This is a genomic window from Vreelandella sp. 21, from assembly GCF_050995515.1.
In the GTDB taxonomy this organism is placed as follows: Bacteria; Pseudomonadota; Gammaproteobacteria; order Pseudomonadales; family Halomonadaceae; genus Vreelandella; species Vreelandella alkaliphila.
The window spans coordinates 526,756-553,708 of record NZ_CP194673.1 but is presented as its reverse complement, the minus strand read 5'-3'; the positions used below and the strand labels follow the sequence as shown (position 1 = coordinate 553,708).

Below are 26,953 nucleotides of genomic sequence, written 5' to 3'. Positions count from 1 at the left end.
CGAATTACTAGCATACTATTAGCGCCGCCTGCTCCCGTGCCCACTGATCTGCAGATAATATCTGCTCAAGCGTGTCCGCACGTCCTTCAAACGGTAGAGCCATCACTTTTGCCACTACATCAGCAATCGCGCTGAAGCCAAGCTGTCCTTCCAGAAAAGCTTCCACGGCGACCTCATTCGCCGCATTCAAAATCGCCGGTGCAGCGCCGCCCTTGTGCATAGCATCGCGGGCGAGCGACAAGCAGGGGAAAAGCGTTTCATCAGGGGCTTCGAAATCCAGACGCGCCACCTGAAAAAGATCCAACGTCTCAACACCCGCATCAATCCGTTCCGGCCATGCCAATCCATAAGCAATAGGCGTACGCATATCAGGATTACCCAGCTGCGCAATTACCGAACCATCATCATAGGCAACCATAGAGTGAATAACGCTTTGCGGATGAACTACAACCTGTATCTGATCAGGCGTTGCATCAAATAGCCAGCACGCTTCGATAAGCTCTAAGCCTTTATTCATCAACGTCGCGCTGTCGACGGAGATTTTGCGCCCCATTGACCAGTTAGGATGATGACAAGCCTGCTCGGGGGTCACATTAGCGATATCTTCTGCCTGCCAGCCACGAAAAGGGCCGCCAGAGGCGGTGAGCAGCAGCTGGCGAACACCGTGCTGACGCAATCCACCTCTATGCTCGGTAGGTAGACATTGGTAAATAGCATTATGTTCGGAATCAATCGGCAATAAAGTTGCACCTGAGCGAGCAACAGCGTCCATAAACAGGGCGCCACTCATCACTAAAGCTTCTTTATTGGCCAACAGTACGCGCTTACCTGACTCGGCAGCTGCTAGCGCAGGTAGCAGGCCCGCTGCGCCAACAATAGCGGCCATAACGGTATCCACCTGCCTGTCTCGTGCCACCTGGCAAAGCGCCATAGCCCCTGAAAGAACATTGGTAGTGAGGCCTGATGTTAAAATTGCTTGCTGCAACCAGGCCGCATCCTCAGGATCATCTAACACAGCAACAACTGGACGATGAACACGACATTGCGCTAAGAGCGCTTCTTTTGAGGTATGAGCCGTTAAGGCATAAACGCTATAACGATCTGGATATTGAGCAATGACATCAAGAGTACTTTTACCAATTGAGCCTGTTGAACCAAGCACTGTAATACGTTGAACAGCTGGTGGGCTCATAGGACGCTCACCTGGAGATGGATCACCTGCAGATAGAACAGCGCAAAAATAGGCACTGCTGCCGTCAAGCTATCAATACGATCCAATACGCCACCGTGGCCTGGCAAGAGCTGGCTTGAATCTTTAATATCCCGATAGCGCTTAAGCATACTTTCGAGAAGATCACCAAGCACTGAAACTAGCGTAACCAATCCGGTAATCACTACCAGTGCAACACCGCCCATAAGATTAATGGGCTGCCACACAGCGAACACAATCGCTAGCAATAGTGTGGCCGCAAGGCCGCCATAAACACCTTCCCAGGACTTACCTGGGCTCACTTTTGGAGCAAGCTTATTTTTCCCCCAACGCCTGCCAGCAAAGTAGGCGCCAATATCAGCGGTCCAGACCAGCAATAGCACAAACAGCAGCCATACAGCACCACTATCGCGGAGCACATTGAATCCTACCCAGCACGGCAGCAGCACCCACACCCCCATGAGCAACCGACGAGAAGTGGCTTGCCATTGGTTGGCAGTATCAGGGTAGTGAGTCACCCAATAAAGATTAATCACCCACCCCACAGCTGCCAGCCAAAGCGGCCAAGCGGCTAGCGCTGCCTCTGCCAGCCACATCGCCAGCATTAATACTCCCATAACAGCCACCAGGAAAAATCGCGCTCCCTGGCGGGCTACACCGGCTAAGTTGGTCCACTCCCAAGCACCTAGCAGCACAATTAGTGCTGTAAACAGTGCAAAGGCTCCACCTTGTAGTCCGAACAAGCCGATCAGCGTCAGGGGCGCTAACCAAGCTGCTGTAATCATCCGCTGTTTAAGCACCTTGCGCCTCTATTTGTGCGTCGGTCATACCAAAACGACGGCGACGTAGGCAAAAGTCGTCCAGCGCTTCATCAAGCGCCGCCCCGTTGAAATCTGGCCAGAGCAGTGGCGAAAAATGCAGTTCTGCATAAGCCAACTGCCATAACATAAAGTTAGATAGCCGCTGCTCCCCGCTGGTGCGGATGCATAAATCTACCGGCGGTACATTGTGTGTATTCATTGCCGCATCGAGACGCGCCTCATCAATATCGGAAGCCACTAACTCACCTGCGGCTACTTGCTCCGCCAACTGCCTAGCCGCTCGCGCAAGGTCCCATTGGCCACCGTAGTTGGCCGCAATCACCAGATGCATGCCAGTATTCTCTGCGGTTAACGACTCGGCACGCTGAATATGCTTTTGGATCGCATAGGAGAAACCACGCTGTTCGCCAATAATTGACAGGCGAATATTACGCTCATTGAGCTTTTTGACTTCACGCTTAAGCGCCATCAAAAAAAGCTCCATCAAGGCATTCACCTCAGCTGCTGGACGCTTCCAATTTTCACTAGAAAAAGCAAAAAGACTCAGTGTCTGAACGCCTCGCTGCGCAGCGCGTTCAATAACCGCCCGCACGGCTTCAACACCGGCTCGGTGACCGCGTACTCCGGAAAGCCCACGTGCACGCGCCCAGCGGTTATTACCATCCATAATAATAGCAACATGGGATGGCGGTGCCTCCTCGGATCGAGAAGGCGGTGTGCCATCCTGCTGCGCTTGGGGAAGCTGCGGAGACGTCATGGGTTCTCGCACCAAAGATCAGTCATAGTAAAGCCAAGCGATGGCCCACGGGCAGCCAAGCTCCCCGTGGTTGATTGAAAGCAGGTAGCTATTTTTACACTAATAACTATACCTGCATGAGATCTTGTTCTTTTGCGGCAAGCGCTTTATCAACCTCAGCAATATACTTATCCGTCAACTTCTGGATTTCGTCTTCGCCCTGGCGCTGATCGTCTTCAGTAATTTCTTTATCCTTCAGCAAAGACTTAAAATCACCGTTGGCATCACGACGTACGTTACGCACCGCCACGCGCGCATGTTCAGCTTCGCTACGCGCCTGCTTGATGTAACCTTTGCGCGTTTCTTCGGTCAGCATCGGCATCGGCACACGAATGACATTACCGGCGCTGGCAGGATTGAGCCCCAGATCAGAGGTCATAATTGCCTTTTCAATCTTAGGCACCATGCCCTGCTCCCAAGGCGTCACTGTCAGTGTACGAGCATCTTCCACGTTAACAGAAGCCACTTGATTTAGCGGCACCTGGCCACCGTAATAATCAACGGTAACAGCGTCGAGAATACTGGGATGAGCACGCCCCGTACGGATCTTGTTGAAGTTACTGTGCAGCGCTTCAACGCTTTTCTTCATGCGAGATTCTGCATCTTTCTTGATGTCATTGATCACGATATTACCCTCTGTCTATCAGCGTGCCTTCCTTGCCCCCTACTACCAAATTCAGCAGGGCACCAGGCTTATTCATATCAAATACCCGCACCGGCATATTATGGTCACGTACCAGGCAGATTGCGGTCAAATCCATAACGCCCAATTTTTGGTCTAGGGCATCGTCGTAGGAGAGCTGGTCGTACTTCACGGCATCGGGATGCTTAACCGGATCTTTATTGTACACGCCGTCCACTTTGGTGGCTTTGATCACCACGTCAACATCTACTTCAATACCACGTAAGCAGGCTGCAGAGTCGGTCGTAAAGAAAGGGTTACCCGTACCAGCTGAAAACAGCACCACGTCTCCGGACGTTAAGTAGCGGATGGCGGTGCGGCGGTCGTAATGCTCCACCACACCACTCATGGGAATCGCTGACATTACCCGCGAGCGAATATTGGAGCGCTCAAGTGCATCCCGCATTGCTAGTGCATTCATCACTGTTGCCAGCATTCCCATGTGGTCACCCGTCACCCGATCCATGCCGGCTTCATTAAGCGCCGCGCCACGAAATAGGTTTCCACCACCAATCACGATACCCACCTGAACGCCAATACCAACCAATTGGCCAATCTCTAGCGCCATACGATCCAGCACTTTCGGATCAATACCAAAATCGTGCTCACCCATTAGCGCTTCGCCAGACAACTTCAGCAAAATACGTTTGTATTTTGATTTCGACTTTTCAGCCTTGCTGGCAGCAACTGCGGGGGCGGACTCTTGAACTTCACGTGACATGGCATCTCTCCTGAGGCAGACCTGAACACAGGCGGGCGAGACGACCCCAGTTTTTCACAGGGGCCGGATACACAAAAGCGTGCGCTCGCGCGCACGCCATCTTCTTTCTGAAACCTCTGACCTTAGCGACGGCCAGCCTGTTCCATAACTTCTTTAGCAAAGTCGACTTCTTCTTTCTCGATGCCTTCGCCCACTTCAAAGCGAGTGAAGCTAACCACTTCGCCACCCGCCGCTTTCACGAACTCGGCAACGGATTGGTTCGGGTCTTTAACGAACGGCTGTTCGGTCAGGCTGTTCTCGGCCAGGTACTTTTTCAGACGGCCTTGAACCATTTTCTCAGCGATCTGCTCAGGCTTACCGGCCATGTCCGGCTGGGCCAGAATAATCGCTTTTTCTTTATCCAGCTCTTCCTGCGGCATATCTTCTGGGTGCGCAACCGACGGATTGATCGCTGCTACGTGCATAGCAACGTCTTTAGCAGCTTCCGTGTTACCACCTTTCAGAACGGTCAAGACGCCGATACGGCCGCCGTGAACGTATTCGCCTACAAGGCCACCTTCAACGGCGTTCACAACAACGGCACGACGCACACCGATATTCTCGCCGATTTTCTGCACCAGCTGCTCACGAGTAGACTCGAGGTCGCCAGCCATTACCGCTGCAACGTCTTCATTTTTCGCCGCAAAGAACGCATCCGCGATCTTGTTGGTGAAAGCGATGAAGTTGTCGTCACGGGCAACGAAATCAGTTTCGGAGTTGATCTCGACCATTACGCCGTAGCTGCCGTCTTCTGCTACGCGAGTAACAACGGCACCTTCTGCAGCGGTACGACCCGCTTTTTTCGCGGCTTTAAGGCCAGAGCTTTTACGCAGGTTCTCAATTGCAACTTCGATATCACCGTCGGCTTCAGTAAGTGCTTTTTTACACTCCATCATGCCAAGACCGGTACGTTCGCGCAGTTCCTTAACCTGAGAGGCGCTGATAGCAGCCATGAGTTTTCACCTCGGAAATGGTTCTAGCTGAAAGTTAAACGCGCTACAGAGTATAGGCTCGGTAGATGACCGTTGCGTATCACTTTGTAGAGCATTCGCCGGCATTAAGCGTCCGGCATAATCGGCCCACTTGAGCGAACTCAAAGCGGGAAAAAGGGGGCATAAGGCCCCCTCTTAAACATGATGCGGCTTATCTGGCCGCCGCACCACTGCAACCGTTACTCGGCAGCAGCGTCAGTGTCGGCAGAAGCGGCTTCTTCAGTCACTTCAACAAACTCTTCCGGACGACCTTCTTTTGCACGACCACACGCGTCAGCAATTGCTTTCACGTAGATCTGAATAGCGCGGATGGAGTCGTCGTTACCCGGGATAACGTAATCAACGCCATCTGGGTTTGAGTTGGTATCTACCACACCAATAACCGGGATACCCAGTTTGTTGGCTTCGTTGATCGCGATGCGCTCGTGGTCAACATCGATAACGAACAGCGCGTCAGGAAGGCCGCCCATGTTCTTGATACCGCCGATAGAACGCTCAAGCTTCTCTTGCTCGCGAGTTGCCATCAAGACTTCTTTCTTGGTCAGCTTCTCGAACGTGCCGTCTTCGCGCATGGTTTCAAGATCACGCAGACGCTTGATGGACTGACGAATGGTCTTGAAGTTAGTCAGCATACCACCCAACCAGCGATGGTTGACGAACGGCTGGTTAACGCGGTTTGCTTCTTCTTTGATGATCTTGCTAGCGCTGCGCTTGGTGCCAACAAACAAAATTTTGTTGTTGGATGCCGCCATCTTCTCAACCACGTCGATCGCTTCGTTCAGCGCCGGCAAAGTGTGCTCGAGGTTGATGATATGAATCTTGTTGCGCGCGCCGAAGATGAACTTGCCCATCTTCGGATTCCAGTACTTGGTTTGGTGACCGAAGTGAGCGCCTGCTTTCAGCAGGTCACGCATATTAACGTGAGACATGATAAAACTCCTGAAACTCGGGTTAGGCCTCCACGCACCCCATGGATCCGACCAGTGGCATCGTCAAACGCTGCCAGCGGCACCCGGGACCATGTGCCGGTGCATGTGTGTTTTCAAGGCTTGCTGTTTAGTAACACAGATTTCTGCATTACGTTTAAATAGCCTTTCTGCAGATGACCAACTGAAAAAGAAGCATCGGATGGCGATTGCAGGAAAGCGCGCGGCTTTATACCATAGATCATTACCAAGATGAAGTCACAGCGCATGTAACGGTCTTAATTTACCGCTCACCATTGCCGTTCACCACTTACTTTAGAACCCACATCGAGAATTCATGAACGTTCCTATCAAGACGCCTTCTGAAATCGAGAAAATGCGTGAAGCCGGGCGCCAAGCCGCCAGCGTCATTGAAATGATCACCCCCCACATCAAGGCGGGGATCTCTACGGGTGAAATTGATCGCCTGTGCCACGATTTTATTGTTAACAATTTGGGCTCTACACCTGCCCCGCTGAACTACCACGGTTTTCCGAAAGCAACCTGTACATCAATCAATCACGTGGTCTGTCATGGCATTCCTGATGATGCCAAAAAATTGAAGAACGGCGATATCATGAATTTGGATATCACCGTCAAAACAACCGACGGCTACCACGGTGATTCCAGCGTGATGTTCGTCATCGGCGATACGATCCAGGGCGAGCGCTTATGTCGTATCACCCAAGAGTGCCTGTACAAAAGCATTGAGCTAGTAAAGCCAGGCATACACCTTTCGGAACTTGCCCGCGTCATTCAGCAACATGCTGAAGCACACGGCTACTCCGTGGTGCGCGACTTCTGCGGTCACGGCATCGGCGCCGATTTCCACGAAGATCCGCAGTTTCTTCACTATGATGGCTATGCACCCGATGCCGACATCTCGCTGGAAGCTGGCATGTGTTTTACTATCGAACCAATGATTAACGTAGGCGGCTATAAAACCAAGGTGCTACGCGATGGTTGGACAGCGGTCACTAAGGATCGAAGCTTATCTGCCCAGTGGGAGCACACGCTGCTGGTCACAGAAACCGGTGTTGACGTGCTGACTGCACGCAGCGACGAAGACTTCAGTTTTCTAAATCGCTGATGCTTCTTCATCACTACCGGTTCGAGCCGGACACCACGCTGTACGATCTCGCTATGTTTCGCACCGAACTCGCCGGATCACGCTCCCCCATTGCGCCGTTTAAGGCGGCGCTTCGGGAGCTACAAGCCAAGCTGGATGAGCAGTTTCGCTCTGGGGCTGATATACGCGACCTAGTCCGCGGGCGAGCGTGGTATCTGGATCAGCTGCTAGCCATTGCCTGGGCCCAGCACGACTGGCCTGACGATGGCGTTGCCCTGGTGGCAGTGGGTGGTTACGGCCGAGGCGAGCTACACCCGCACTCAGACATCGACCTCCTACTGCTACTGGAGCATGATGATGACACCCCTTATCGCGAGTCGCTAAGCGCTTTCATTACCTTCTTATGGGATATCGGTCTCGAGATCGGCCATAGCGTGCGCTCGCTTAATGACTGTGAGCGGGAAGCTGAAGCTGATGTCACCGTGATGACCAACCTGTTGGAATCGCGACTCATTGCTGGCCCCGAACATCTTCGCCAAAAGATGCGTGAACGCCTTAGCGCCGAGCATATTTGGCCTGCTGACCGCTTTTTTGAAGCAAAGTGGCAAGAACAAATTGCCCGCCACTATCGCTACAACAACTCGGAATACCACCTAGAGCCAAACCTGAAAAGCTCCCCAGGCGGCCTACGTGATATTCAAATGATTGGCTGGGTAGCTAAACGCCATTTCGACACTGAGCACTATGCTGACATCGTCGCGAATGGCTTTATGAATGATGCCGAACTGCGCATTCTAAGCCAGGGCCAAGCCTTTTTATGGCAGGTGCGTTATGCCCTGCACATGCTAACAGACCGCGCCGAAGATCGATTACTTTTTGATCACCAACGTACCATTGCCGAAATGTTTGGCTTTAGGGATACCCCTGAGCGCTTAGCAGTTGAACAGTTCATGAAGCGCTACTATCGGCATGTGACCGCCTTGGCCGGGCTTAACGACATGCTGTTACAGCACTTTGATGAGGTTATCCTACGCGGCAAAGAAGCCTTGGAAACCGTTAAGCTGAACGAGCGCTTCGAAACCAAAGGCGGCTACATCCAAGCGCGCTCACGCAATCTGTTTCGTGAGCGACCGGCGGCCATGCTGGAACTGTTTCTGCTGATGGCAAAGCACCCGGAAATAGAAGGGGTACGCGCCGACACCATTCGCCTGATCCGCGATCATCGCCATCAAATTGATGACCACTACCGCGAAGACCCTCGCCATCAGCGACTATTCATGTCCATTTTGCGGGCTCCCGGCAATGTCCCTCGCCAATTAAGGCGCATGAACCGTTACGGCATCTTGGGCAAGTATCTGCCAGAATTTGGTCGCGCGGTCGGGTTGATGCAGCACGACTTGTTCCACATTTACACGGTAGACGCCCACACCCTTCGCTTACTGAAGTTTTTACACGGTTTTCGCAAACCGGATGCCAAAGACGACTTCCCCGTCGCAGCCACACTGATTCATCAACTGCCTAAAATGGATCTGCTGTGGATTGCCGGGCTGTTTCACGATGTTGGCAAGGGCCGCGGCGGCGATCATTCTGAGATTGGTGCGCGTGATGTTGAGCAATTCTGTCATCGTCACCATGTCTCTCAACACGACACCAACTTACTGCGCTGGCTGGTGGAGCATCACCTATTGATGTCTATGACCGCCCAGAAGCGCGACATTAGTGATCCCGACGTAATTCGCGACTTCGCTCTAACGGTGCGCGACGAGACCCGCTTAGACTATCTCTACGTGCTCACCGTTGCCGATATCAATGCAACCAACCCCACCCTGTGGAACGGCTGGCGTGCGTCGCTGTTGCGGCAGCTTCATGCTGAAACCAAGCGAGCACTGAGACGAGGGCTAAAAAACCCGCCTGACCGAGATGACTGGGTGCGCGAAACTCGTACCGAAGCCCGTTCGTTACTGCAAACAGTCGGCGTAGACAGCGCTCAGATTGATCAACTGTGGGAATCCCTCGGCGAAGACTATTTCCTTCAGTACGCACCCAGCGAAATTGTCTGGCAGACCCAAGGCATTCTTGCCCACCAGCCGTCTGCTTTGCCGCTGGTCTTAATTAGCGCACCCACCGCCGATATGGCCGAAGGCGGCACCAAGGTTTTTATCCATACCCGCTCGGTAGACGACCTATTTGCCGCGACCGCCGCCGCCATGGAGCAGCTAGGTCTATCTATCCATGATGCCCGCATCGCCACCTCGCACAACGACTGGACGCTAAATACGTTTATTGTGCTAGATCATTACGGCCAACCTATCCGTGATCCTGAGCATATTGAGGAGATGCGTCGGCATCTCGTCGAAGAGCTGGACGATCCGGATGACTATCCAGAGATCGTCACGCGCCACACACCGCGCCAGCTTAAGCACTTCAAGGTACCCACCGAGGTGGTCATTGAGCAGGACCCAGCCAACGAACGTACGCTGCTAGAGCTAACTGCCCCAGACCGCCCCGGCCTGCTGGCTCGTGTCGGGCGTATTTTTATGGAACAGGATATTGCCTTATCGGCTGCGAAAATTGCCACGTTGGGGGAACGGGTTGAAGACGTTTTCTTTATCACCACGAAAGCGGGCGAGCCGCTCACCGATCCAGAACGGCAACAGCAGCTTCGCGAACGGCTTATCGAAGTATTAGGCGTGTAAGCGCTTAAATGAGCGACGCCTTGGTGGTTAAGTTTGAGGTGGCACCAGGGGTTGCCTATAATCGGCGGTTTAGTTGGCCGTTTTTACAGACATCCAGCACCGCCTTTAGGCTATCAACGGACATGCCATGAATCCTGATCTAAACCTTCTGCCCCCCTATCCGTTTGAAAAGCTAGCCGCCCTAAAGGCAGCGCTTGTGCCACCGGTGGGGCTTGAACATATTCCCCTCACTATTGGGGAGCCTCAACACGCCCCTTACGCAGGGGCGTTAGAGGCGCTGGTTGCCCATCAATTAGAGATGGCTCGCTACCCGGCAACCAACGGCCTACCCGCCCTACGCGAAACCATTGCCCACTGGGCAATCCAACGCTTTTCGCTTGCCGGGCTAGATGCCGAACAGCAAGTACTCCCCATTAACGGCACCCGCGAAGCAATTTTTGCCTTTGTGCAAGCCGCCTTGGATCGCCAGCGCCCCGCTAAGGTGGCTGTCCCTAATCCCTTCTACCAAATTTATGAAGGGGCCACACTACTGGCAGGTGGCGAGCCGCTCTATTTGGATTGCACGGCTGACAACGGTTTTCGCCCTGATTTTTCGGCCGTGAGCGCGGCAACCTGGCGCGATGTACAAATGGTATTCATTTGCTCACCTGGCAACCCCACAGGGGCCGTCACGCCACTTTCTGAATTCAAGGAGCTCATCGCACTGGCTGATGAGCACGACTTTATCATCGCCTCCGATGAGTGCTACTCAGAGCTATATCTGGATGAAAGCACGCCCCCTCCCGGCCTGCTACAAGCCTGCGCAGAGCTTGGACGCGACGACTATCAACGCTGCGTAGTGTTTCATTCGCTATCTAAGCGCTCTAACCTACCAGGGCTACGCTCCGGCTTTATAGCGGGTGACGCGAACCTTCTCGCGCCGTTTAAGCGCTACCGCACCTATCATGGCTGTGCAATGTCGTTGCCACTTCAGCACGCCTCTATCGCCGCCTGGCAGGATGAAACTCACGTACGTGCCAACCGGGACGCTTACCGCGAAAAATTTAGCGCTGTCACCAACGTGCTGGCACCCGTAATGGACTTCCCTACGCCGGAAGCTAGCTTTTACCTGTGGCCAGCAGTGCCCGACGGCGATGACATCGCCTTTACTCAGCGGCTATTTAGTGAGCAACACGTCAGCGTGTTACCTGGCAGCCTCATGGGCCGCCCAGGGAAAAATGGCCATAACCCCGGGTCGGGTCGACTACGTTTAGCATTAGTGGCGGAGCTTGCGCCCACCCTCGAAGCAGCTGAGCGACTTCGTCAACTGCTTGAGCGCGGCTAGACACCGTAGACTTGTTTAAGGAGGTTATATGCTGACACTCTATATCATCAACACATGCGACACCTGCCGCAAAGCACGCAACGTACTTGAAGAGAAAGGTATCCCTTTCAAGACCCATGACCTGCGTAAAGATGGTCTTTCAGCCGGCTTACTTGAGCACATTCTTGAGCGCGTACCGCTATTAGAAGCGCTTAATAAGCGCAGCAAAACATGGCGTGATTTACCCCAGGAAGAAAAAGACAGCCTGGATGCTACCTCTGCCCGCAGGCTAGTGCTTGAACAGCCCACGCTGCTCAAAAGACCACTGCTAGAAGTTGATGACGACACTATTTTAGTGGGCTACCGCGACGGCGATTACGACTCTCTCAGCGGCTAACATACCACTGAACCCTAACAACTGATTGTTATTCAAAACTTTAAAGGAAGACGCGTTATGCTGAGCTTCGCGCTTGGAATCGGCACCCAAAACACACAGGGCGACTGGTTAGAAATCTACTACCCAGCACCACTGTTTAATCCTGCAGACAGCTTGGTAGCCGCAGCCAAAGAGGCGTTAGACGCCCCCGCTGGCAATACGGCAATCAGTTTCCTGCCCGAAGATTGCACGCGCTTGGCCAAAGCATTGGAAGCTGCTGGTCACTCTGAGCAGGCAGCACTCGCCGAATCATTCGCCGCCAGCCATCGCCCCCTGGTCGCGATGTTTTTAGAAAGCGATCAGGCACCGCAGACCGTTCCTGAAGTTTACTTAAAGCTGCACTTGCTCTCTCACCGCTTAGTGAAGCCTCACGGCTTGGATCTGACGGGAATGTTTGGCCTGCTGCGCAACATCGCCTGGACCAACGAAGGCGCGATTGATATTGAAGAGCTGCCCGCCCGCCGTCTTAAAGCGCGTTTAGCGGGTCGCGCGCTGTCAGTCGACTGCGTCGATAAATTCCCCAAAATGACCGATTACGTGGTACCCACCGGCATCCGCATTGGCGACACTGCTCGCGTGCGCCTGGGCGCTTACCTGGGTGAAGGCACCACGGTAATGCATGAAGGCTTCGTCAACTTCAACGCAGGTACTGAAGGCCCCGGCATGATTGAAGGGCGCATTTCTGCTGGCGTCATGGTCGGCAAAGGCTCCGACCTGGGTGGCGGCTGCTCCACCATGGGAACGCTCTCTGGCGGCGGTAATATCATTATCAAGGTTGGCGAAGGCTGCCTGATTGGCGCTAATGCAGGCATCGGTATTCCGCTAGGTGACCGCTGCACCGTAGAAGCGGGCTTATATATTACCGCGGGCTCGAAAGTTACTCTGCTCGACGATCAGAAACAAGAAGTTAACACCGTGGCAGCACGCGAGTTAGCAGGCCAAGATGACTTATTGCTGCGTCGCAATTCACAAAATGGCCGTATTGAGTGCCTGACGAATAAAAGCGCCATTGCGCTGAACGAGGCACTGCATGCCCATAACTGAGCCTGAAACGCTGTCGCCCACGTTGCAGCTCGCGTTTGAGCTACTTAGCCGGGCGTCAGTAACGCCGGATGACGAAGGCTGCCAGGAACTCATGATCGAGCGCTTAACAGCGCTCGGTTTTCATATCGAGCAACTGCCGTTTGGCGATGTCAAAAATTTCTGGGCAATAAGAGGCCATCATGGCCCCGTATTAGCCTTTGCTGGCCACACTGACGTTGTGCCCAGCGGCCCCCACACGAACTGGGAATTCCCACCGTTTGAGCCGTGTATTGATGAGCACGGCATGCTCTGTGGGCGAGGCGCAGCAGACATGAAGGGCAGCCTAGCGGCGATGCTCACTGCCGTTGAGCGCTTTGTGGCCACCCATCCAGAGCACGATGGCCGCATTGCGTTTTTAATCACATCCGATGAGGAAGGCCCTGCCATCGATGGCACCAGCGCAGTGGTTGAGCATTTACGCGAACGCAACGAGCGCTTGGACTACTGTATTGTCGGTGAACCCTCGTCGACCTCACGACTGGGCGATATGATTAAAAACGGACGCCGCGGGTCATTGGGCGGCGTTCTACATCTCAAAGGGATTCAGGGTCATGTGGCCTACCCACACCTTGCGCGCAACCCTATTCACCAAGCGATGCCCGCACTGGATGCGTTGGTTAACGAGCACTGGGACGCAGGCAATGACTTTTTTCCAGCCACCAGCTTCCAGATATCTAATTTTCGCGCGGGCACCGGGGCCACTAACGTCATTCCAGGTGAAGTAGAAGTCGTGTTTAACTTCCGCTATTCCACGGAAGTTACCCATGAGATGCTAAGAAGCCGCACCGAGTCGATTTTGGATCAGCATGGCCTCGAGTACCATATTGATTGGACGCTCAACGGCGAACCATTCCTGACCGCAGAAGGCGAATTAGTCGATGCTGCCATTCGCGGTGTAGAAGCCGTTACCGGCGAGCGCCCTGCACTTTCGACCAGCGGCGGCACCTCGGATGGTCGCTTCATCGCGACACTTGGCGCCCAAGTGGTCGAGCTTGGCCCGCTTAATGACACTATTCATAAAGTGAATGAGCGCGTGCGCGCCAGTGACTTGGATGAACTAAGCCGCATTTATGAGGCAACGCTTCAAGCCTTGTTAACGGACGACGAGGTGAGCGTATGATGGAGCGGTTTCCGGATATCGAGGTATACCTTGCCAGCGTAGCGATAGATAAGCTCAATGCGTGGCTAAGCGAAGCTCTCGATGCACCGCCCCTTAGCCCAGCCGGCAAGGGTAAATGGAAGACTCGCGGCCACCATCAAGGTGAAGCTGTGCCCGTACTATTGGTGGACAAAGCAGCCGATGGTTTTGCCAGCTTGTGGTTTGATAGCCACCACACCCCGTGGCACACCGACCAAGAGTGCGCTCAGCACGCCGCCGAAGCTTTACAGACCGAGGTTCGCTGCTCGTTAGGTGGCTGGCACCCCGGCGATGACCCTGACCGCTTCTGGCAAGTATTGCCAGGGGGCCAGGAAAGAGCCATTGAATGGCCTGATTCAGGCCGTTAAACGCACAAGACCCCGCTTAGCGGGGTCTTGTTTTTCAGCAGTTGACGATGCTAGCGCGATTCAATCAAAGCGATTCAATCAAAGCTACTCAATAATACTAACGTCGTCTGCCTGAAGGCCACGGTCATTCTTAATCACGTGATAGCGAACAATCTGCCCTTCAGCAAGCATACGCGGGCCACGGCCACGAATAGCACGAAAGTGAACAAACACATCCTCGCCATTATCCCGGGTAATAAAGCCGTAACCTTTATTGGTGTTAAACCACTTTACTTCGCCCTCTTCGCGACCATCATTGGGGTCGATGATATCTTCCTCTTCATCATCTTCCACTTCAGGTACCGCTTGAGGCTGACGCGGCGCAGATTTAGTTCGAGAAACATCAGCTTTCACTACCATAGGCGGCGCCAGAGCAGCAGCGGCTAAAGTACCTATAAATAACGCAATAAAACATCCCAGAGCAGCGGCAATATACACACCACTTACCCCGCTGATGGCAAGCTCAGCCAGCCACTGCTCAGCAAGCGGTGCATTCGTTAAATGAACAATCCCCGCCAAAAGAAGTGGCGTGGGGGCGGCAAGTAAAACACTGATGAAGAAACAGCGAAAAACAACTTTTGGATTCATAGATGATAAAAGCTCTCTTGTTGTATGGGTAACAGACGAAGGACAATACTCGGCCAACTAGGCCCATTCCTAACAGTACCGAGCATACTACACAAGGTCACGATGTTATCATGACAAACGAATTATCGCCTGCAGAGCTAACTCAACTTCTTGAATCTTTAGAGAGTCGACTGGCTTACCAAGAGCATTGGCTAGACACCCTTGACCAAGCGGTTGCTCAGCAAGAGCGTCGGCTAGAAAAGCTGGAGCAACTGAGCACGCTGATGCGTGACCGCTTGCGCGAGCAGTATCAGGCACTCCAGGCGGGTGACTCACAGGGAGATACCCGCCCAGAAGACGAAGTGCCCCCTCACTATTAGCACCACCACTAGCAGCACCACCCGGGTAACAGTAGTATCACCTACTACTAATTGACGTACCGATTATCATGCCACTGCACTCGCTGGGTCGATGCTCTTGAGTCCAAAAGCATCGGCAACAGCCTGATAAGTCACTTGACCATTATGGACGTTGAGCCCGGGCAGGAAGTGTGGGTCGTCTTTAAGCGCCTGCTGCCAGCCTTTATCAGCCAGCGCCAGTACAAACGGCAAGGTGGCATTGGTAAGACCCAAAGTAGATGTCCGCGCCACCGCGCCAGGCATATTGGCCACACAGTAATGAACGATGCCATCCACAATATAGGTCGGCTCGGCATGCGTCGTAGGCTTGCTGGTTTCAAAACAGCCGCCCTGATCGATGGCTACGTCTACCAATACACTGCCCGGCTTCATATCGGCCAGCATGGCACGGGTAATCAACTTGGGAGCAGCGGCTCCGGGGATAAGTACGGCGCCAATGATCATATCGGACTCTTTAGCTGCCTGATCAAGGGCGTCCGCCGTTGAGTAGACAGTTTTGATGCGCCCCTGGTAACGATCGTCCAGCACCTCTAAGCGAGCAATCGACTTGTCCAGAATGGTCACCTCGGCCCCCAACCCTAACGCCATACGGGCGGCGTTTTCACCAACCACACCACCGCCAATCACGGTAACTTTACCCGGCGCAACGCCTGGCACACCAGGCAATAGCACGCCGGAGCCACCTTGGGCTTTTTCCAGGCTATGCGCACCTGCCTGGACGGCCATGCGCCCAGCAACCGTGCTCATCGGCGCGAGCAGCGGTAGCCCACCTTTTGCATCGGTGATGGTTTCATAGGCAATGCAGGTAGCACCGCTGGCCATCAGCCCTTGGGTTAATTTTTCCTCAGCGGCCAAGTGCAGATAGGTAAACAGCGTTTGGTTGGCGGTTAGACGCGCCACTTCTTCGGCCTGAGGCTCTTTTACCTTGAGAATCAGCTCGGCGCTTTGCCACAACGCATCTACATTAGCTTCCACCTGGGCGCCTGCGGCTTCATAGTCGCTGTCGCTAAATCCGGCTCCTTCTCCTGCAGCTGCCTGCACGCTTACCGAGTGGCCACGCCCTACTAGCTCCCGAGCACCTGTCGGAGTGAGTGCCACCCGATACTCGTGATTTTTGATCTCTTTTGGGACGGCGATTTTCATTAGCGGTTTCCTTCTCTATTGATTGTTAGTGCTAAATCTCAACTGCTAAATCTCAACTGCTAAGTCTCAACTGCTAAGTCTCAACTGCTAGATAGTCAGAGCCTCATCTTTACTACCTATCTTTACCACCTAGCCGTTAGAGCCAGGCCATCAATAAGCGCTATTAAGCAAATTACAGCACAGCTGGCACTAACCACCACCTCAAGCAAGAAAAACAAAAAAAACGCCGGCTAGGGCGTTTTTTGGGAGAAGAATCTAGCGTTTAACGAAAATCAGCGAAAAAATCGACGGCATTTTAGCATTAGCTACTCCGCCACCACCGCACCACCGTAAATGCGCTGGTACTCATCAGGCAGCCGCGTGGGCCGCCCGCTGCTAAGCGCCACACAGGCAAACCTGGTGCGAGCATTTAGCAACGTCTTGCCACTCCCCACGCGCTTAAGCTGGAACCGGCGGGTCAAACTAAAACGGCCATCGCAGGCAACAATCCACGTCGCCAGTTGCAACTTATCGTCGACAAAGGCGGGTGCCAGATAGTCCAACTCATGACGATGGACGACCATGGCACGGTCTAGGGACTGATAGCGCTCAAGGGATAGCCCCAAGGCTTCGGAGTGGGCCCAACTGATCTGCTCAACCCAGCGTAAATACTCGCTGTTATTGACATGCCGGTAAGCGTCAATGGCCTCCGGCGTCACCTGAAGATCGATCACAAAAGGGTTTGGCAGTGCCCACTCCATAACGCTACTCCTTGCGGTGACTCCTTGATGCTACTTCTTGCCTTGCAAATGTTTGCCAAGCAGCGTCTTTGGCCTAGTCGCGGAATACCCGCACGCCCAGCGCCTTCAGATACGAGGTTTCCGGGATAGCCGGATGAACGGGGTGATCGGGGCCCTGATGCCCCTGAAAAATCACCTGGCCATGACGGTCTTGGTGGCGAACGGCACCACGAACCACATCCACCAAACGCTCAGGAGCGAGGTGCATGGAACACGAGGCTGACAACAGCAAGCCATCGCGGCCCAATAGCCGCATCGCTTCACGGTTTAGTCGTGCGTAAGCACGCTCACCATTAGGGATATCCTTGCGCTTTTTGATAAACGCAGGCGGATCAAGAATGACCACATCAAATTGTTCGCCGTCGGCTTTCAGTGCCGCTAACGCTTCAAAGGCATCGCCTTCGGCTACTGCGACCTGCTCCTGCACACCATTTAACTCAGCATTGCGTGCCACCTGATCTAGCGCTGAGGCAGAAGCATCGACACACAACACTTCCGAGGCACCGCTCGCAGCCGCCTGAACACCCCAGCCGCCCACGTAACTGAACACATCCAGCACGCGCTTGCCCGCCACTTGGCTGTTCAGCCATGCGCGGTTGACGCGATGGTCGTAGAACCATCCTGTCTTTTGGCCATTCAGAACAGGCACTGCAAAGGTAACCCCATTCTCTTCCAGTAGAACCTCGTCAGGAAGTGTGCCTTTGACCACTTCAACGTGGGCTTCTAGGCCTTCCTGGCGACGGCCGCCCGTATCATTACGGAACACGATGGCATTAGGCTTAACAACTTTTTCCAGCGCATCGACAATATCTTCCGCCAACGCTTGCATACCTGCGGTATTCAACTGCACCACCAGCACATCACCGAAACGGTCAATCACCAAGCCCGGCAACAGGTCACCTTCACCGTGGATCAAACGGTAAAAAGGTTTATCGAACAGACGCTCACGCAGCGCCAACGCTTGGTTGAAGCGGTGTACGAATAACGAGCGATCTAGGCGCATTTCTGGGTCACGCGACATCACCCGACCACAAATCAGCGAGTGCGGATTAATGTAAGCGACGCCAAGGGTTTTGCCATTGGAAGCTTCAACTAACGCAGGCTCACCAGCCACAAAGTTTTTTAGTGGCGTCTCTTTGATATCTACCTCGTTGGAGTAGATCCATAGATGGCCCGCTTTCAGGCGGCGATCGGCATTTTTATTCAGGCGCAGGCGTTGAGTCACAACAATCTCCAAAAGAGCAATCTTACAAAGCACATAGACTCTGAAAGCATAGGCAAAACAGTTAATATCAAAGAGCGGCCGCTAACGCTGACAACCAGGGCAAAACACGCTGGCTCGCTGGCCTAGAGTGATACGACGCAGCTCAACGCCACAGCGCAGGCAAGGCTGCCCATGGCGCCCATATACATTCAGTTGCTGGGCAAAGTAACCTGGCTCGCCCTGCCCACTGACAAAATCCCGCAGCGTGGTGCCACCTTGGGTAATCGCTGCCGCCAGCACCTCTTTAACCGCCGCGGCTAGCTGCTGGTAACGGGCCAGGGAAATTTTCCCAGCGGCACGTCGGGGATCAATGCCCGCCATAAATAGCGCTTCGGCAGCGTAAATATTACCCGCACCGACCACCACGCGGTTATCCATTAAAAAAGGCTTTACCGCAACGCGTTTATTACGCGATGCGTTATAGAGCCAGCGACCGTTAAACGCGTCATCCAACGGCTCAGGACCAAGGTGCGCAAGGCGCTTATCCAAGCTGCCATCGCCCTGCTGCCAGTCAACAAAACCAAAGCGACGCGGGTCATGGTAGCGCAGCACATGCCCCTTGGCCGTCACCACGTCAACATGATCATGCTTTTTAGGCAAATCGCCGACGTTTGCAATCCTTAGGCTGCCCGACATGCCCAGATGCCACAACAGCGTAGCCTCACCTTCAAGTGTCGCCACGGGAATTTGTAGGTACTTAGCGCGGCGCTTTAATACGCCAACCCGAGTTCCTACTAGCCGCTCGGCTAGATCTTCGGGCACCGGCACGCGTAACCGAGTCTGGCGCACCAGCACCTCGGTAATCTCTTGCCCTTCTAAATAGGGGGCAATGCCGCGTCGCGTCGTTTCAACTTCAGGCAATTCGGGCATGATGAAAGTCTATGATGACAGCACCGTGACAACCATTCTGTCGCCTAAGCGGTGCCGAAGCGTAGGGACAGATACCGCCAACCTACAAAGTAAGCGGCTAAATACCGGGCATGCAAAAACCCGGCTTAGGGCCGGGTTTTTCAACAGGCGCTCGCCTGCGGTGAAAGCCGATCATTGTAATCGCGATTACTTGATCTTAGCTTCCTTGTAGATAACGTGCTTACGGACGACCGGGTCGTATTTCTTGAATTCGAACTTATCCGGTGTATTCCGCTTGTTCTTATCAGTGGTGTAGAAGTGGCCTGTACCGGCACTAGACACCAGCTTGATCTTATCGCGCATGGTTTAACTCTCCCAAAATGCTAGCTTAGATGGCGTCGCCGCGTTTGCGGATATCAGCCAGAACCGTTTCGATACCTTTCTTGTCGATGATACGCATTCCTTTAGAGGAAACGCGCAGCTTGACGAAGCGGTTTTCAGATTCAACCCAAAAACGATGGGTGTGCAGGTTCGGCAAGAAACGACGACGTGTCTTACGCTGGGAGTGAGAAACGTTATTACCAGTTACCGGACGCTTGCCGGTAACCTGACATACTTTGGACATGAGAGCCTCCAACCGCTTGGCGAGTTGTTCAAAACTGTCGGGCAAACCGGAGCAGGGAGGGAGTCGACGCAGTTAACCGCCTAGCTGTACCCAAATCCGTTATTCAACCCAAGTTTAAAGGTGGCACTTTATACCAGAGCACCCGGCTACCAGCAAGCAAAAACGCCCCAAAATACCAAAAAAGGCATTTTTTGGACAATTTACTTAGGTAAACGACGAGATTTTGTCGTCGCACCATTTTGATTAATTGCTATAGCCAACCGCGCTCGGCAAACGAAACCACGTTACCGTCCCCCACCACGAAATGATCAAGCACTCGCACATCGAAGAGTGCAAGGGCATCTTTTAGACGTTCAGTAATACGTCGATCAGCATCGCTTGGTTCAGCAACACCCGATGGGTGGTTGTGAGCTAGGATGACAGCACCAGCGTGTAATTCAAGTGCACGCTTGGCTACTTCGCGGGGGTAAACGGATGCGCTATCTAGGGTACCGCGAAACAGGGATTCATAGCGAATAATTCGATGCTGTGTATCTAAAAAAAGTACGGCAAACTCTTCATGCCCCAGATGACGAAGCTGAGAGCTTAAGTAATGACGCACAAGCGCCGGCGATGTAAGCGCATTGCCACGGGCAAGCTGGCTCGCCAAATGACGCCTAGAAAGCTCCAGGGTCGCCTGAAGCTGGGCAAATTTCGCACTACCAAGCCCTCGAGCCGCACAAAACTGATCCTGATCCGCCTCCAAAAGCTGCCTCAAACCACCAAAACTGGCCAACAGATCCCGTGCCAGATCCACCGCAGAGCGCCCCTGCACGCCTACTCGCAAAAAAATGGCAAGTAGCTCAGCGTCTGAAAGCGCCTGCACCCCCATGTTCAATAACTTCTCGCGTGGCCGCTCACCTTCCGGCCAGTGATTAATCCCCATCGCCGCCTCCTTGCCCAACTCTGATAGCACCGTCCGCGTTTGCTACTGCGCCCACCCAAACTGGCTTTTCCAACTGCTGCTTGAGCATGCCAAAATAACCCGTCAAATGGTATGGTACTCACCTTTAACAAACGCTACATGGGACTCCCCATCATGGCCTTATTATCGCCATCCCCGTTAACGTCGCTTGCTGGCAAGCGCCTGCTGCTTGGCATTAGCGCCGGCATTGCGGCTTATAAAAGCGCGCTGATTGTTCGGTTACTCAAGCAAGCCGGCTGTGAGGTTCGCGTGGTAATGACCGAGGGTGCTCAAGCGTTTATTACGCCGTTAACACTTCAGGCGCTTTCAGGGGAGCCGGTACGCACCTCGTTGCTTGATCCTGAAGCAGAGGCTGGCATGGGGCATATTGAGCTGGCCCGCTGGGCAGATGCCGTATTGATTGCCCCAGCAACGGCTGACTTGATCGCCCGATTAGTGCATGGCATGGCTGACGACTTGCTAACCACTCTGTGCCTAGCCTGTGAAGCACCCAAGTTGATTGCACCGGCCATGAATCAGGCCATGTGGCGACACCCTGCAACCCAACGCAACGTCTCTCAGCTAGACAGCGATGGCTGGCAGTTGATCGGGCCAGCGGCTGGTGACCAAGCGTGTGGCGACATCGGTCCTGGGCGAATGAGCGAACCAGAGGTTATTGTTGATTTCTTAGCACAGCATTTTGCTTCTGCTGCCAAATCACCAGCATCAGCCTCTGCGCCGCACGTAGTGATTACTGCAGGTCCCACCCGCGAGGCGCTAGATCCCGTGCGCTATCTATCCAATCACAGCTCAGGGAAAATGGGTTATGCACTGGCCGCTGAAGCTGCCGCCCAAGGAGCACGGGTGACGCTGATAAGCGGCCCAGTTAATCTCCCCACTCCTCTCGGCGTTGAACGCATCGATGTGGAAACCGCTGCACAAATGCATCACGAAGCGTTAATACTCGCCCCCCATGCTGGCCTATTTATTGGCTGCGCTGCGGTCGCTGACTACCGCGCTGCCAGCGCTGCCGAGCACAAAATCAAAAAAACCGACGACAGCGATACGCTAACGCTTACGCTGGTCAAGAATCCTGACATTATTGCCGATGTTTCCGCACTGCCTACTAACCAACGCCCTTTTGTGGTGGGCTTCGCCGCCGAGACTCAGGATGTCGCTCGCTATGCAGAAGATAAATTGACCCGCAAAGGGCTAGATATGATCGTAGCCAACGACGTTTCCCAGCAGGGGCTCGGTTTTGGCAGCGATAACAATGCCGCTCTGCTGCTGTGGCGCTCTGCGACGGGAACCAATCAACGGGAAGCCCCACCTCAGCCTAAAACCCAGCTAGCCGCGCTAATTATTCGTCACGCACTATCACTACTGCCTTCTCAACGGCCATCTCAACCACCTTCTCAATTACCCTCTCAATCCTCCGGAGAATTATCATGAGCGGTTCTCGCCCACGCCTGCAGTGCAAAGTATTGGATGAACGCCTGCACGACTACCTCCCCTCTTATGCAACAACAGGCTCAGCGGGGATGGATTTGCGAGCACTGCTAGATGAACCACTAGTGCTTGCACCTGGTGACTGCCAGTTAGTGCGAACAGGCCTTGCCATTTACATAGAAGACCCTAGCTTGGCGGGTATGATTTTGCCTCGCTCCGGGCTAGGTCATAAGCACGGTATCGTGCTGGGCAACCTCGTCGGGCTCATCGACTCTGATTACCAGGGCGAACTGATGGTATCGGTTTGGAACCGTGGTCAAAGCAGTTTTACGTTATCGCCCTTTGAGCGTCTCGCTCAATATGTCGTTGTTCCTGTCGTGCAAGCAGAACTTACCATTGTTGATGCCTTTGAAGACTCCACTCGCGGCAGCGGTGGTTTTGGCAGCACAGGCAGCCAATAAGCCAAGCGCTGTTTTAGCGCATATCTAGGAGCGACAATGAACGTACCTGCGTCGATATTTCGTGCTTACGACATTCGCGGCATTGTGGGCGATACGCTGAGCGAGGCCACCACCGAACTCATTGGCCGAGCTATTGGTTCTGAAGCCGCCGCTCGAGGCGAGCAAACGGTCATTGTTGCCCGTGATGGACGACTTTCCGGGCCCCACCTGCAAGCAGCGCTGATTCGCGGCCTAACAGCCTCAGGACGAGACGTTATAGACATCGGCATGGCACCTACCCCCGTGCTTTATTTCGCCACCCACACACTGCCTGAAAGCTGCTCTGGGGTAATGCTAACCGGCAGTCACAATCCACCTGACTACAACGGCTTCAAAATCGTCTTAGCGGGTGAAACGCTCTCCGGTGATGCTATCACCGCCCTCTATGAGCGCATCCAAGCAAACGACCTAACCAGCGGCCAAGGCAGCGTTCGCCAGCATGACCTACGCACGGCGTATCTTGAAAGAATTATTAACGACATCCATATCGAGCGCCCACTGAGCGCAGTTGTGGATTGTGGCAACGGGGTCGCCGGAGAGTTGGGCCCGCAGCTTATTGAGCGCCTGGGGGTAAAAACCACCCCATTATTCGCCGACATTGATGGGCACTTCCCGAACCACCACCCCGACCCAGGCAAACCTGAAAACCTACGCGACTTGATCCACAGCGTTAAGGAAACAGGTGCCGATATTGGCTTGGCTTTTGACGGCGACGGCGACCGTTTAGGCGTTGTCACGCCAAGTGGCCGTATGATCTACCCTGACCACCTACTGATGGTATTTGCAGCTGATATGCTGTCACGCACCCCCGGTGCCAAGGTGATCTTCGACATCAAATGCACGGGTAACCTGGCGCGAGTTATTAGCGACGCTGGCGGCGAGCCTGAAATGTGGCGCACCGGGCATTCACTAATCAAGGCACGCATGCGGGAAACCGGCGCTGAACTGGGCGGTGAAATGAGCGGGCATATTTTCTTCAAGGAGCGCTGGTATGGCTTTGACGACGGCCTCTACGCCGCGGCCCGCTTGCTTGAAATTCTAGCCCGCCACCCCGGCAGTGCCGATGAACTGTTTGATCAATTTCCACAAGATATCAGCACGCCTGAAATTAATATCGCGGTCGCTGATGAAGAAAAATTTCCGCTTATCAAGAAGCTTGCTAGAGAGGGCGACTTCGGCGAAGGTATCAAAACCACGATTGATGGCATTCGCGTGGACTATGCCGATGGCTGGGGACTGTGCCGAGCCTCTAACACCACTCCTGCGCTAGTACTGCGCTTTGAGGGTAGCGATGCCGCGGCACTTAGCCGAATAAAACAGCGCTTTGCCAATGCGCTGGAGAAAATTTCACCAACGCTGATGATTCCTGAACCTCAATAACGTGGATAGATACGACAGGGTGAACAGAAGAAAAGTGATTGTGCCAATCGAATGCGCGACACAATAAGAATGCTAGACAACACGCCGCATGGAAAAGCCAATGCTCGCGCTGTAATAACGGTCGCGATAAAAAAGTAGCGACGGAAAAAATCAAAAGGGACAACGTCATGAGTTCAACTAGCCGCGACCCTCAGGTCGTTGTGGAGGTATTGTCAGAAGCCCTCCCCTACATCCAGCAGTTTTCGGGCAAAACGGTCGTCGTTAAATATGGCGGCAACGCCATGACTGAAGACACCTTGATCGATTCATTCGCGCGTAACATCGTGCTAATGAAAGAGGTCGGTATTAACCCGGTTGTCGTCCATGGGGGCGGGCCACAAATTGGCAGCCTGCTAGAAAAACTGAATATCGAATCTCGCTTTGTGAACGGCATGCGAGTGACCGACTCTCAAACCATGGACGTCGTGGAGATGGTTCTAGGGGGCTTAGTCAATAAAAGCATTGTTAATCTAATCAATCAAAGCGGCGGCAAAGCCATTGGTTTAACCGGCAAAGATGGCGCGCAAATTCGTGCCCGCCAACTAAAAGTAGAGCACCAAAGTCCTGAGATGACCGCACCGGAAATTATCGACATTGGCCACGTAGGTGAAGTGGAGTCTATCTCCACCGACCTCATTGAGATGCTCGCCGCCAGAGACTTCATTCCGGTAATAGCACCTATCGGCGTTGACGGTGAAGGCCACAGCTATAACATCAACGCCGACTTGGTGGCAGGCAAACTGGCCGAGGCACTCAACGCTGAAAAACTGATGCTATTGACCAACGTCGCGGGCCTGATGAACAGTGAGGGAGAGGTATTAACTGGACTAAGCACTGCTCAAGTTGACGCCTTAATCGCCGACGGCACGATTTATGGTGGCATGTTGCCAAAAATACGTTGTGCACTAGATGCAGTAAAAGGCGGCGTTAACAGCGCCCACATTATCGACGGCCGCGTTCCCCATGCGGTCTTGCTGGAAATCTTTACCAATGCTGGGGTAGGCACCCTGATTACTGACGCAGGTTAACCGCGACGGAGGGCTAACGTCATGAGTGACGAACAAAAACCTCGCCGCCGCGAGCAAATCCTGCAAGCGTTAGCCGTTATGCTGGAAGAGGATAGCGGCAAGCGCATTACAACCGCTGCGCTTGCCCGCCAGGTTGGCGTCTCAGAAGCAGCGCTGTACCGGCATTTCCCCAGCAAAGCGCGCATGTTTGAGGGGCTGATCGACTTCATTGAAGAAAGCATCTTTGCGCGCATTACCCGCATCCTAGAAGATATCCCCAATGCGGCGTCTCGATGCGGCACTATTCTGGCTTTGCTTCTCGGCTTTGCCGAAAAGAACCCAGGGCTTGCCAGGGTACTGGGAGGCGATGTACTTACTGGCGAAACGGCCCGGCTGCGCCAGCGCGTTCACCAACTGTTTGAGCGCTTGGAAACCCAGTTAAAACAGATACTGCGGGAAGCTGAGCTGCGCGAAGGGCTACGCACCAGCATATCCGCTTCAGCAGCAGCCAACCTGCTGATCGCTCAGGCTGAAGGGCGTATTTCTCAGTATGTGCGCAGTGATTTCAAGCGCTTGCCGACCGAGTACTGGGAAGACCAATGGGCGCTGCTGTCTAGCCAGCTGTTACGAGCAGCCGTACAACCAGCTTAGGTAGCGGTGACACAACATGCACGCCCAATAAAAACGCCCCGAAGGCAGAGCCTTCGGGGCGTTTATCTTATGCTTAACCAATATGTGTACGTGATTAAGCAGCGATAGCTTCGCCCATTTTTTGGCGCAGTTTTTTCATCGCATTCTTTTCGAGCTGGCGAATGCGCTCAGCGCTGACGCCATAAACATCGGCCAGATCGTGCAGTGTCGCTTTGTTGTCAGTGAGCCAGCGACGCTGCAAGATATCCCGCGAACGCTCATCAAGGCCTTTCAAGGCTAGCTGTAAGCGACGCGTTGAATCTTCCTCAAAGTTGCTGTCTTCCAGCAGCGTTGCCGGATCAGCGGAAGCGTCATCTAAAAAATACGCCGGCGCTTGATAGGTGCTCTCTTCGTCGTCGCTAGGAGACGCATCAAAACCCGCATCGTAAGCCGACAGACGTCCTTCCATATCGCGCACTACTTCTGGCTTTACGTTGAGGTCTTCCGCAATCGCGTTAACTTCATCGTTGTTTAGCCAAGCTAAGCGTTTTTTGGCGCTACGCAGGTTAAAAAACAGCTTGCGCTGAGCTTTGGTGGTTGCAATTTTGACAATACGCCAATTGCGCAGCACAAACTCGTGAATTTCCGCTTTGATCCAATGCACGGCAAATGATACCAAGCGAACGCCCTGATTAGGGTCGAAACGCTTAACGGCTTTCATCAGACCGACGTTACCTTCTTGAATCAGGTCAGCCTGTGGCAGACCATAACCCGAGTAACTACGAGCAATATGCACAACAAAACGCAGGTGCGATAGCACCAAACGGCGTGCTGCTTCCAAGTCACCTTCATCGTGGAGGCGGAATGCAAGCTCACGCTCTTCATCAACGCTTAGTACGGGGATGCCGTTAACCGCTTGAATATAGCCGCCCAGATCGTGACCTGGAGAAAGCTGACCCACCGGTAGAAGACTAGTGCTCATGTGCAGGTGGTCTCCCTTA

Annotated in this window: 29 protein-coding genes; 13 read left to right on the top strand and 16 right to left on the bottom strand. The window is 53.7% G+C overall.

The features are described 5' to 3' along the window. Positions 1 to 7: 7 nt before the first annotated feature. From ispC to rpsB, 7 genes are all read right to left on the bottom strand, one after another. The gene (ispC, locus tag ACN06F_RS02605; RefSeq protein WP_433924602.1) at positions 8 to 1,192 is read right to left on the bottom strand and encodes a 1-deoxy-D-xylulose-5-phosphate reductoisomerase; all 1,185 of its coding nucleotides are present in this window, start codon (positions 1,190 to 1,192) and stop codon (positions 8 to 10) included. Then, a complete protein-coding gene (locus ACN06F_RS02600) occupies positions 1,189 to 2,010 on the bottom strand; it encodes a phosphatidate cytidylyltransferase (protein ID WP_038481186.1) in 822 nt (273 codons plus the stop codon). Before ACN06F_RS02600 ends, ispC begins: the two co-directional genes overlap by 4 nt. Next, the gene (uppS, locus tag ACN06F_RS02595) at positions 2,003 to 2,788 is read right to left on the bottom strand and encodes a polyprenyl diphosphate synthase (RefSeq protein WP_038481184.1); all 786 of its coding nucleotides are present in this window, start codon (positions 2,786 to 2,788) and stop codon (positions 2,003 to 2,005) included. Before uppS ends, ACN06F_RS02600 begins: the two co-directional genes overlap by 8 nt. A 106-nt stretch (positions 2,789 to 2,894) precedes the next feature. Next, on the bottom strand, positions 2,895 to 3,452 hold the full coding sequence (gene frr / locus ACN06F_RS02590) for a ribosome recycling factor (protein WP_038481172.1): 558 nt from the start codon (positions 3,450 to 3,452) through the stop codon (positions 2,895 to 2,897). A 4-nt stretch (positions 3,453 to 3,456) separates the two neighbouring features. Continuing rightward, positions 3,457 to 4,230 carry a UMP kinase gene (gene pyrH / locus ACN06F_RS02585; protein WP_038481158.1) on the bottom strand — a complete coding sequence of 258 codons (774 nt, stop codon included), beginning with the start codon at positions 4,228 to 4,230 and terminating at the stop codon, positions 3,457 to 3,459. Between the two features lie 122 nt (positions 4,231 to 4,352). After that, positions 4,353 to 5,222: a translation elongation factor Ts gene (gene tsf / locus ACN06F_RS02580; protein WP_038481144.1), complete on the bottom strand. Its 870-nt coding sequence runs from the start codon at positions 5,220 to 5,222 to the stop codon at positions 4,353 to 4,355. 218 nt (positions 5,223 to 5,440) lie between these two features. Then, entirely contained in the window at positions 5,441 to 6,190 is a 750-nt protein-coding gene (gene rpsB, locus ACN06F_RS02575) for a 30S ribosomal protein S2 (RefSeq protein ID WP_038481130.1), read from the bottom strand. A gap of 334 nt (positions 6,191 to 6,524) precedes the next feature. Between rpsB and map the strand changes: the two genes are divergently transcribed. The 7 genes from map to ACN06F_RS02540 all read left to right on the top strand — a co-directional run bounded on the left by map (position 6,525) and on the right by ACN06F_RS02540 (position 14,319). Beyond that, positions 6,525 to 7,316 (top strand): type I methionyl aminopeptidase, encoded by a 792-nt coding sequence (gene map / locus ACN06F_RS02570; RefSeq protein ID WP_038481127.1) that lies wholly within the window; start codon positions 6,525 to 6,527, stop codon positions 7,314 to 7,316. Then, positions 7,316 to 9,991 carry a [protein-PII] uridylyltransferase gene (locus ACN06F_RS02565; protein WP_038481123.1) on the top strand — a complete coding sequence of 892 codons (2,676 nt, stop codon included), beginning with the start codon at positions 7,316 to 7,318 and terminating at the stop codon, positions 9,989 to 9,991. Before map ends, ACN06F_RS02565 begins: the two co-directional genes overlap by 1 nt. Positions 9,992 to 10,118: 127 nt before the next feature. Then, positions 10,119 to 11,315: a succinyldiaminopimelate transaminase gene (gene dapC / locus ACN06F_RS02560; RefSeq protein ID WP_433924601.1), complete on the top strand. Its 1,197-nt coding sequence runs from the start codon at positions 10,119 to 10,121 to the stop codon at positions 11,313 to 11,315. Positions 11,316 to 11,343: 28 nt separating this feature from the next. Beyond that, positions 11,344 to 11,691: a Spx/MgsR family RNA polymerase-binding regulatory protein gene (locus ACN06F_RS02555; RefSeq protein WP_038481117.1), complete on the top strand. Its 348-nt coding sequence runs from the start codon at positions 11,344 to 11,346 to the stop codon at positions 11,689 to 11,691. A 57-nt stretch (positions 11,692 to 11,748) separates the two neighbouring features. Then, complete coding sequence (dapD, locus tag ACN06F_RS02550; RefSeq protein ID WP_038481114.1) at positions 11,749 to 12,774, top strand: 2,3,4,5-tetrahydropyridine-2,6-dicarboxylate N-succinyltransferase; 1,026 nt, start codon at positions 11,749 to 11,751, stop codon at positions 12,772 to 12,774. Next, positions 12,761 to 13,933 (top strand): succinyl-diaminopimelate desuccinylase, encoded by a 1,173-nt coding sequence (gene dapE / locus ACN06F_RS02545; RefSeq protein ID WP_038481111.1) that lies wholly within the window; start codon positions 12,761 to 12,763, stop codon positions 13,931 to 13,933. The genes dapD and dapE overlap by 14 nt, the downstream gene beginning before the upstream one ends. Continuing rightward, the gene (locus ACN06F_RS02540; RefSeq protein ID WP_038481108.1) at positions 13,930 to 14,319 is read left to right on the top strand and encodes a hypothetical protein; all 390 of its coding nucleotides are present in this window, start codon (positions 13,930 to 13,932) and stop codon (positions 14,317 to 14,319) included. Before dapE ends, ACN06F_RS02540 begins: the two co-directional genes overlap by 4 nt. Before the next feature lie 84 nt (positions 14,320 to 14,403). Here ACN06F_RS02540 and ACN06F_RS02535 read toward each other — a convergent pair whose 3' ends face one another. Beyond that, positions 14,404 to 14,946, bottom strand: coding sequence for a cold-shock protein (locus ACN06F_RS02535; protein ID WP_038481105.1), 543 nt, complete (start codon positions 14,944 to 14,946; stop codon positions 14,404 to 14,406). Positions 14,947 to 15,056: 110 nt separating this feature from the next. On the opposite strand from ACN06F_RS02535, the gene ACN06F_RS02530 reads away from it, so the two are divergent. Then, positions 15,057 to 15,305, top strand: coding sequence for a SlyX family protein (locus ACN06F_RS02530; RefSeq protein ID WP_038481102.1), 249 nt, complete (start codon positions 15,057 to 15,059; stop codon positions 15,303 to 15,305). 66 nt (positions 15,306 to 15,371) lie between these two features. Here the strand turns inward: ACN06F_RS02530 and ald are convergent, their stop codons facing one another. From ald to radC, 7 genes are all read right to left on the bottom strand, one after another. Beyond that, positions 15,372 to 16,487, bottom strand: coding sequence for an alanine dehydrogenase (gene ald / locus ACN06F_RS02525; RefSeq protein WP_038481099.1), 1,116 nt, complete (start codon positions 16,485 to 16,487; stop codon positions 15,372 to 15,374). 305 nt (positions 16,488 to 16,792) lie between these two features. Next, complete coding sequence (locus ACN06F_RS02520; RefSeq protein ID WP_231658271.1) at positions 16,793 to 17,227, bottom strand: acyl-CoA thioesterase; 435 nt, start codon at positions 17,225 to 17,227, stop codon at positions 16,793 to 16,795. A gap of 73 nt (positions 17,228 to 17,300) precedes the next feature. Then, a complete protein-coding gene (locus ACN06F_RS02515; RefSeq protein ID WP_415964581.1) occupies positions 17,301 to 18,491 on the bottom strand; it encodes a class I SAM-dependent rRNA methyltransferase in 1,191 nt (396 codons plus the stop codon). Between the two features lie 81 nt (positions 18,492 to 18,572). Continuing rightward, positions 18,573 to 19,400, bottom strand: coding sequence for a bifunctional DNA-formamidopyrimidine glycosylase/DNA-(apurinic or apyrimidinic site) lyase (gene mutM / locus ACN06F_RS02510; protein WP_038481090.1), 828 nt, complete (start codon positions 19,398 to 19,400; stop codon positions 18,573 to 18,575). A gap of 186 nt (positions 19,401 to 19,586) precedes the next feature. Further along, positions 19,587 to 19,742, bottom strand: a complete 156-nt coding sequence (gene rpmG, locus ACN06F_RS02505; RefSeq protein WP_009098622.1) for a 50S ribosomal protein L33 — start codon at positions 19,740 to 19,742, stop codon at positions 19,587 to 19,589. Positions 19,743 to 19,767: 25 nt separating this feature from the next. Next, a complete protein-coding gene (rpmB, locus tag ACN06F_RS02500) occupies positions 19,768 to 20,004 on the bottom strand; it encodes a 50S ribosomal protein L28 (RefSeq protein ID WP_038481085.1) in 237 nt (78 codons plus the stop codon). A gap of 250 nt (positions 20,005 to 20,254) precedes the next feature. After that, the gene (gene radC, locus ACN06F_RS02495) at positions 20,255 to 20,929 is read right to left on the bottom strand and encodes a RadC family protein (protein ID WP_038481081.1); all 675 of its coding nucleotides are present in this window, start codon (positions 20,927 to 20,929) and stop codon (positions 20,255 to 20,257) included. Positions 20,930 to 21,082: 153 nt separating this feature from the next. Here radC and coaBC point away from each other — a divergent pair, with 153 nt between their 5' ends. The 5 genes from coaBC to slmA all read left to right on the top strand — a co-directional run bounded on the left by coaBC (position 21,083) and on the right by slmA (position 25,973). Next, positions 21,083 to 22,399 carry a bifunctional phosphopantothenoylcysteine decarboxylase/phosphopantothenate--cysteine ligase CoaBC gene (coaBC, locus tag ACN06F_RS02490; protein WP_415964582.1) on the top strand — a complete coding sequence of 439 codons (1,317 nt, stop codon included), beginning with the start codon at positions 21,083 to 21,085 and terminating at the stop codon, positions 22,397 to 22,399. Then, positions 22,396 to 22,857 carry a dUTP diphosphatase gene (gene dut / locus ACN06F_RS02485; protein ID WP_038481077.1) on the top strand — a complete coding sequence of 154 codons (462 nt, stop codon included), beginning with the start codon at positions 22,396 to 22,398 and terminating at the stop codon, positions 22,855 to 22,857. The genes coaBC and dut overlap by 4 nt, the downstream gene beginning before the upstream one ends. A gap of 36 nt (positions 22,858 to 22,893) precedes the next feature. Continuing rightward, entirely contained in the window at positions 22,894 to 24,276 is a 1,383-nt protein-coding gene (locus tag ACN06F_RS02480; protein ID WP_433924600.1) for a phosphomannomutase/phosphoglucomutase, read from the top strand. Positions 24,277 to 24,443: 167 nt separating this feature from the next. Next, positions 24,444 to 25,343, top strand: coding sequence for an acetylglutamate kinase (argB, locus tag ACN06F_RS02475; RefSeq protein WP_009724121.1), 900 nt, complete (start codon positions 24,444 to 24,446; stop codon positions 25,341 to 25,343). Positions 25,344 to 25,364: 21 nt separating this feature from the next. After that, positions 25,365 to 25,973, top strand: a complete 609-nt coding sequence (gene slmA / locus ACN06F_RS02470) for a nucleoid occlusion factor SlmA (protein ID WP_433924599.1) — start codon at positions 25,365 to 25,367, stop codon at positions 25,971 to 25,973. Positions 25,974 to 26,067: 94 nt separating this feature from the next. Here the strand turns inward: slmA and rpoH are convergent, their stop codons facing one another. Further along, the gene (gene rpoH / locus ACN06F_RS02465; protein WP_038481065.1) at positions 26,068 to 26,934 is read right to left on the bottom strand and encodes an RNA polymerase sigma factor RpoH; all 867 of its coding nucleotides are present in this window, start codon (positions 26,932 to 26,934) and stop codon (positions 26,068 to 26,070) included. Positions 26,935 to 26,953 lie beyond the last annotated feature (19 nt).

Bases quoted from the DNA above. Each gene is read 5' to 3' on its own strand.
- argB (WP_009724121.1), top strand. From the start codon at position 24,444: ATGAGTTCAACTAGCCGCGACCCTCAGGTCGTTGTGGAGGTATTGTCA.
- ACN06F_RS02555 (WP_038481117.1), top strand. From the start codon at position 11,344: ATGCTGACACTCTATATCATCAACACATGCGACACCTGCCGCAAAGCA.
- map (WP_038481127.1), top strand. From the start codon at position 6,525: ATGAACGTTCCTATCAAGACGCCTTCTGAAATCGAGAAAATGCGTGAA.
- rpmG (WP_009098622.1), bottom strand. From the start codon at position 19,742: ATGCGCGATAAGATCAAGCTGGTGTCTAGTGCCGGTACAGGCCACTTC.
- dut (WP_038481077.1), top strand. From the start codon at position 22,396: ATGAGCGGTTCTCGCCCACGCCTGCAGTGCAAAGTATTGGATGAACGC.
- dapE (WP_038481111.1), top strand. From the start codon at position 12,761: ATGCCCATAACTGAGCCTGAAACGCTGTCGCCCACGTTGCAGCTCGCG.
- ACN06F_RS02520 (WP_231658271.1), bottom strand. From the start codon at position 17,227: ATGGAGTGGGCACTGCCAAACCCTTTTGTGATCGATCTTCAGGTGACG.
- ACN06F_RS02530 (WP_038481102.1), top strand. From the start codon at position 15,057: ATGACAAACGAATTATCGCCTGCAGAGCTAACTCAACTTCTTGAATCT.
- mutM (WP_038481090.1), bottom strand. From the start codon at position 19,400: ATGCCCGAATTGCCTGAAGTTGAAACGACGCGACGCGGCATTGCCCCC.
- slmA (WP_433924599.1), top strand. From the start codon at position 25,365: ATGAGTGACGAACAAAAACCTCGCCGCCGCGAGCAAATCCTGCAAGCG.
- ACN06F_RS02480 (WP_433924600.1), top strand. From the start codon at position 22,894: ATGAACGTACCTGCGTCGATATTTCGTGCTTACGACATTCGCGGCATT.
- ispC (WP_433924602.1), bottom strand. From the start codon at position 1,192: ATGAGCCCACCAGCTGTTCAACGTATTACAGTGCTTGGTTCAACAGGC.
- tsf (WP_038481144.1), bottom strand. From the start codon at position 5,222: ATGGCTGCTATCAGCGCCTCTCAGGTTAAGGAACTGCGCGAACGTACC.
- ald (WP_038481099.1), bottom strand. From the start codon at position 16,487: ATGAAAATCGCCGTCCCAAAAGAGATCAAAAATCACGAGTATCGGGTG.
- pyrH (WP_038481158.1), bottom strand. From the start codon at position 4,230: ATGTCACGTGAAGTTCAAGAGTCCGCCCCCGCAGTTGCTGCCAGCAAG.
- radC (WP_038481081.1), bottom strand. From the start codon at position 20,929: ATGGGGATTAATCACTGGCCGGAAGGTGAGCGGCCACGCGAGAAGTTA.
- dapC (WP_433924601.1), top strand. From the start codon at position 10,119: ATGAATCCTGATCTAAACCTTCTGCCCCCCTATCCGTTTGAAAAGCTA.
- ACN06F_RS02540 (WP_038481108.1), top strand. From the start codon at position 13,930: ATGATGGAGCGGTTTCCGGATATCGAGGTATACCTTGCCAGCGTAGCG.
- uppS (WP_038481184.1), bottom strand. From the start codon at position 2,788: ATGACGTCTCCGCAGCTTCCCCAAGCGCAGCAGGATGGCACACCGCCT.
- ACN06F_RS02565 (WP_038481123.1), top strand. From the start codon at position 7,316: ATGCTTCTTCATCACTACCGGTTCGAGCCGGACACCACGCTGTACGAT.
- dapD (WP_038481114.1), top strand. From the start codon at position 11,749: ATGCTGAGCTTCGCGCTTGGAATCGGCACCCAAAACACACAGGGCGAC.
- coaBC (WP_415964582.1), top strand. From the start codon at position 21,083: ATGGCCTTATTATCGCCATCCCCGTTAACGTCGCTTGCTGGCAAGCGC.
- ACN06F_RS02535 (WP_038481105.1), bottom strand. From the start codon at position 14,946: ATGAATCCAAAAGTTGTTTTTCGCTGTTTCTTCATCAGTGTTTTACTT.
- rpmB (WP_038481085.1), bottom strand. From the start codon at position 20,004: ATGTCCAAAGTATGTCAGGTTACCGGCAAGCGTCCGGTAACTGGTAAT.
- rpoH (WP_038481065.1), bottom strand. From the start codon at position 26,934: ATGAGCACTAGTCTTCTACCGGTGGGTCAGCTTTCTCCAGGTCACGAT.
- rpsB (WP_038481130.1), bottom strand. From the start codon at position 6,190: ATGTCTCACGTTAATATGCGTGACCTGCTGAAAGCAGGCGCTCACTTC.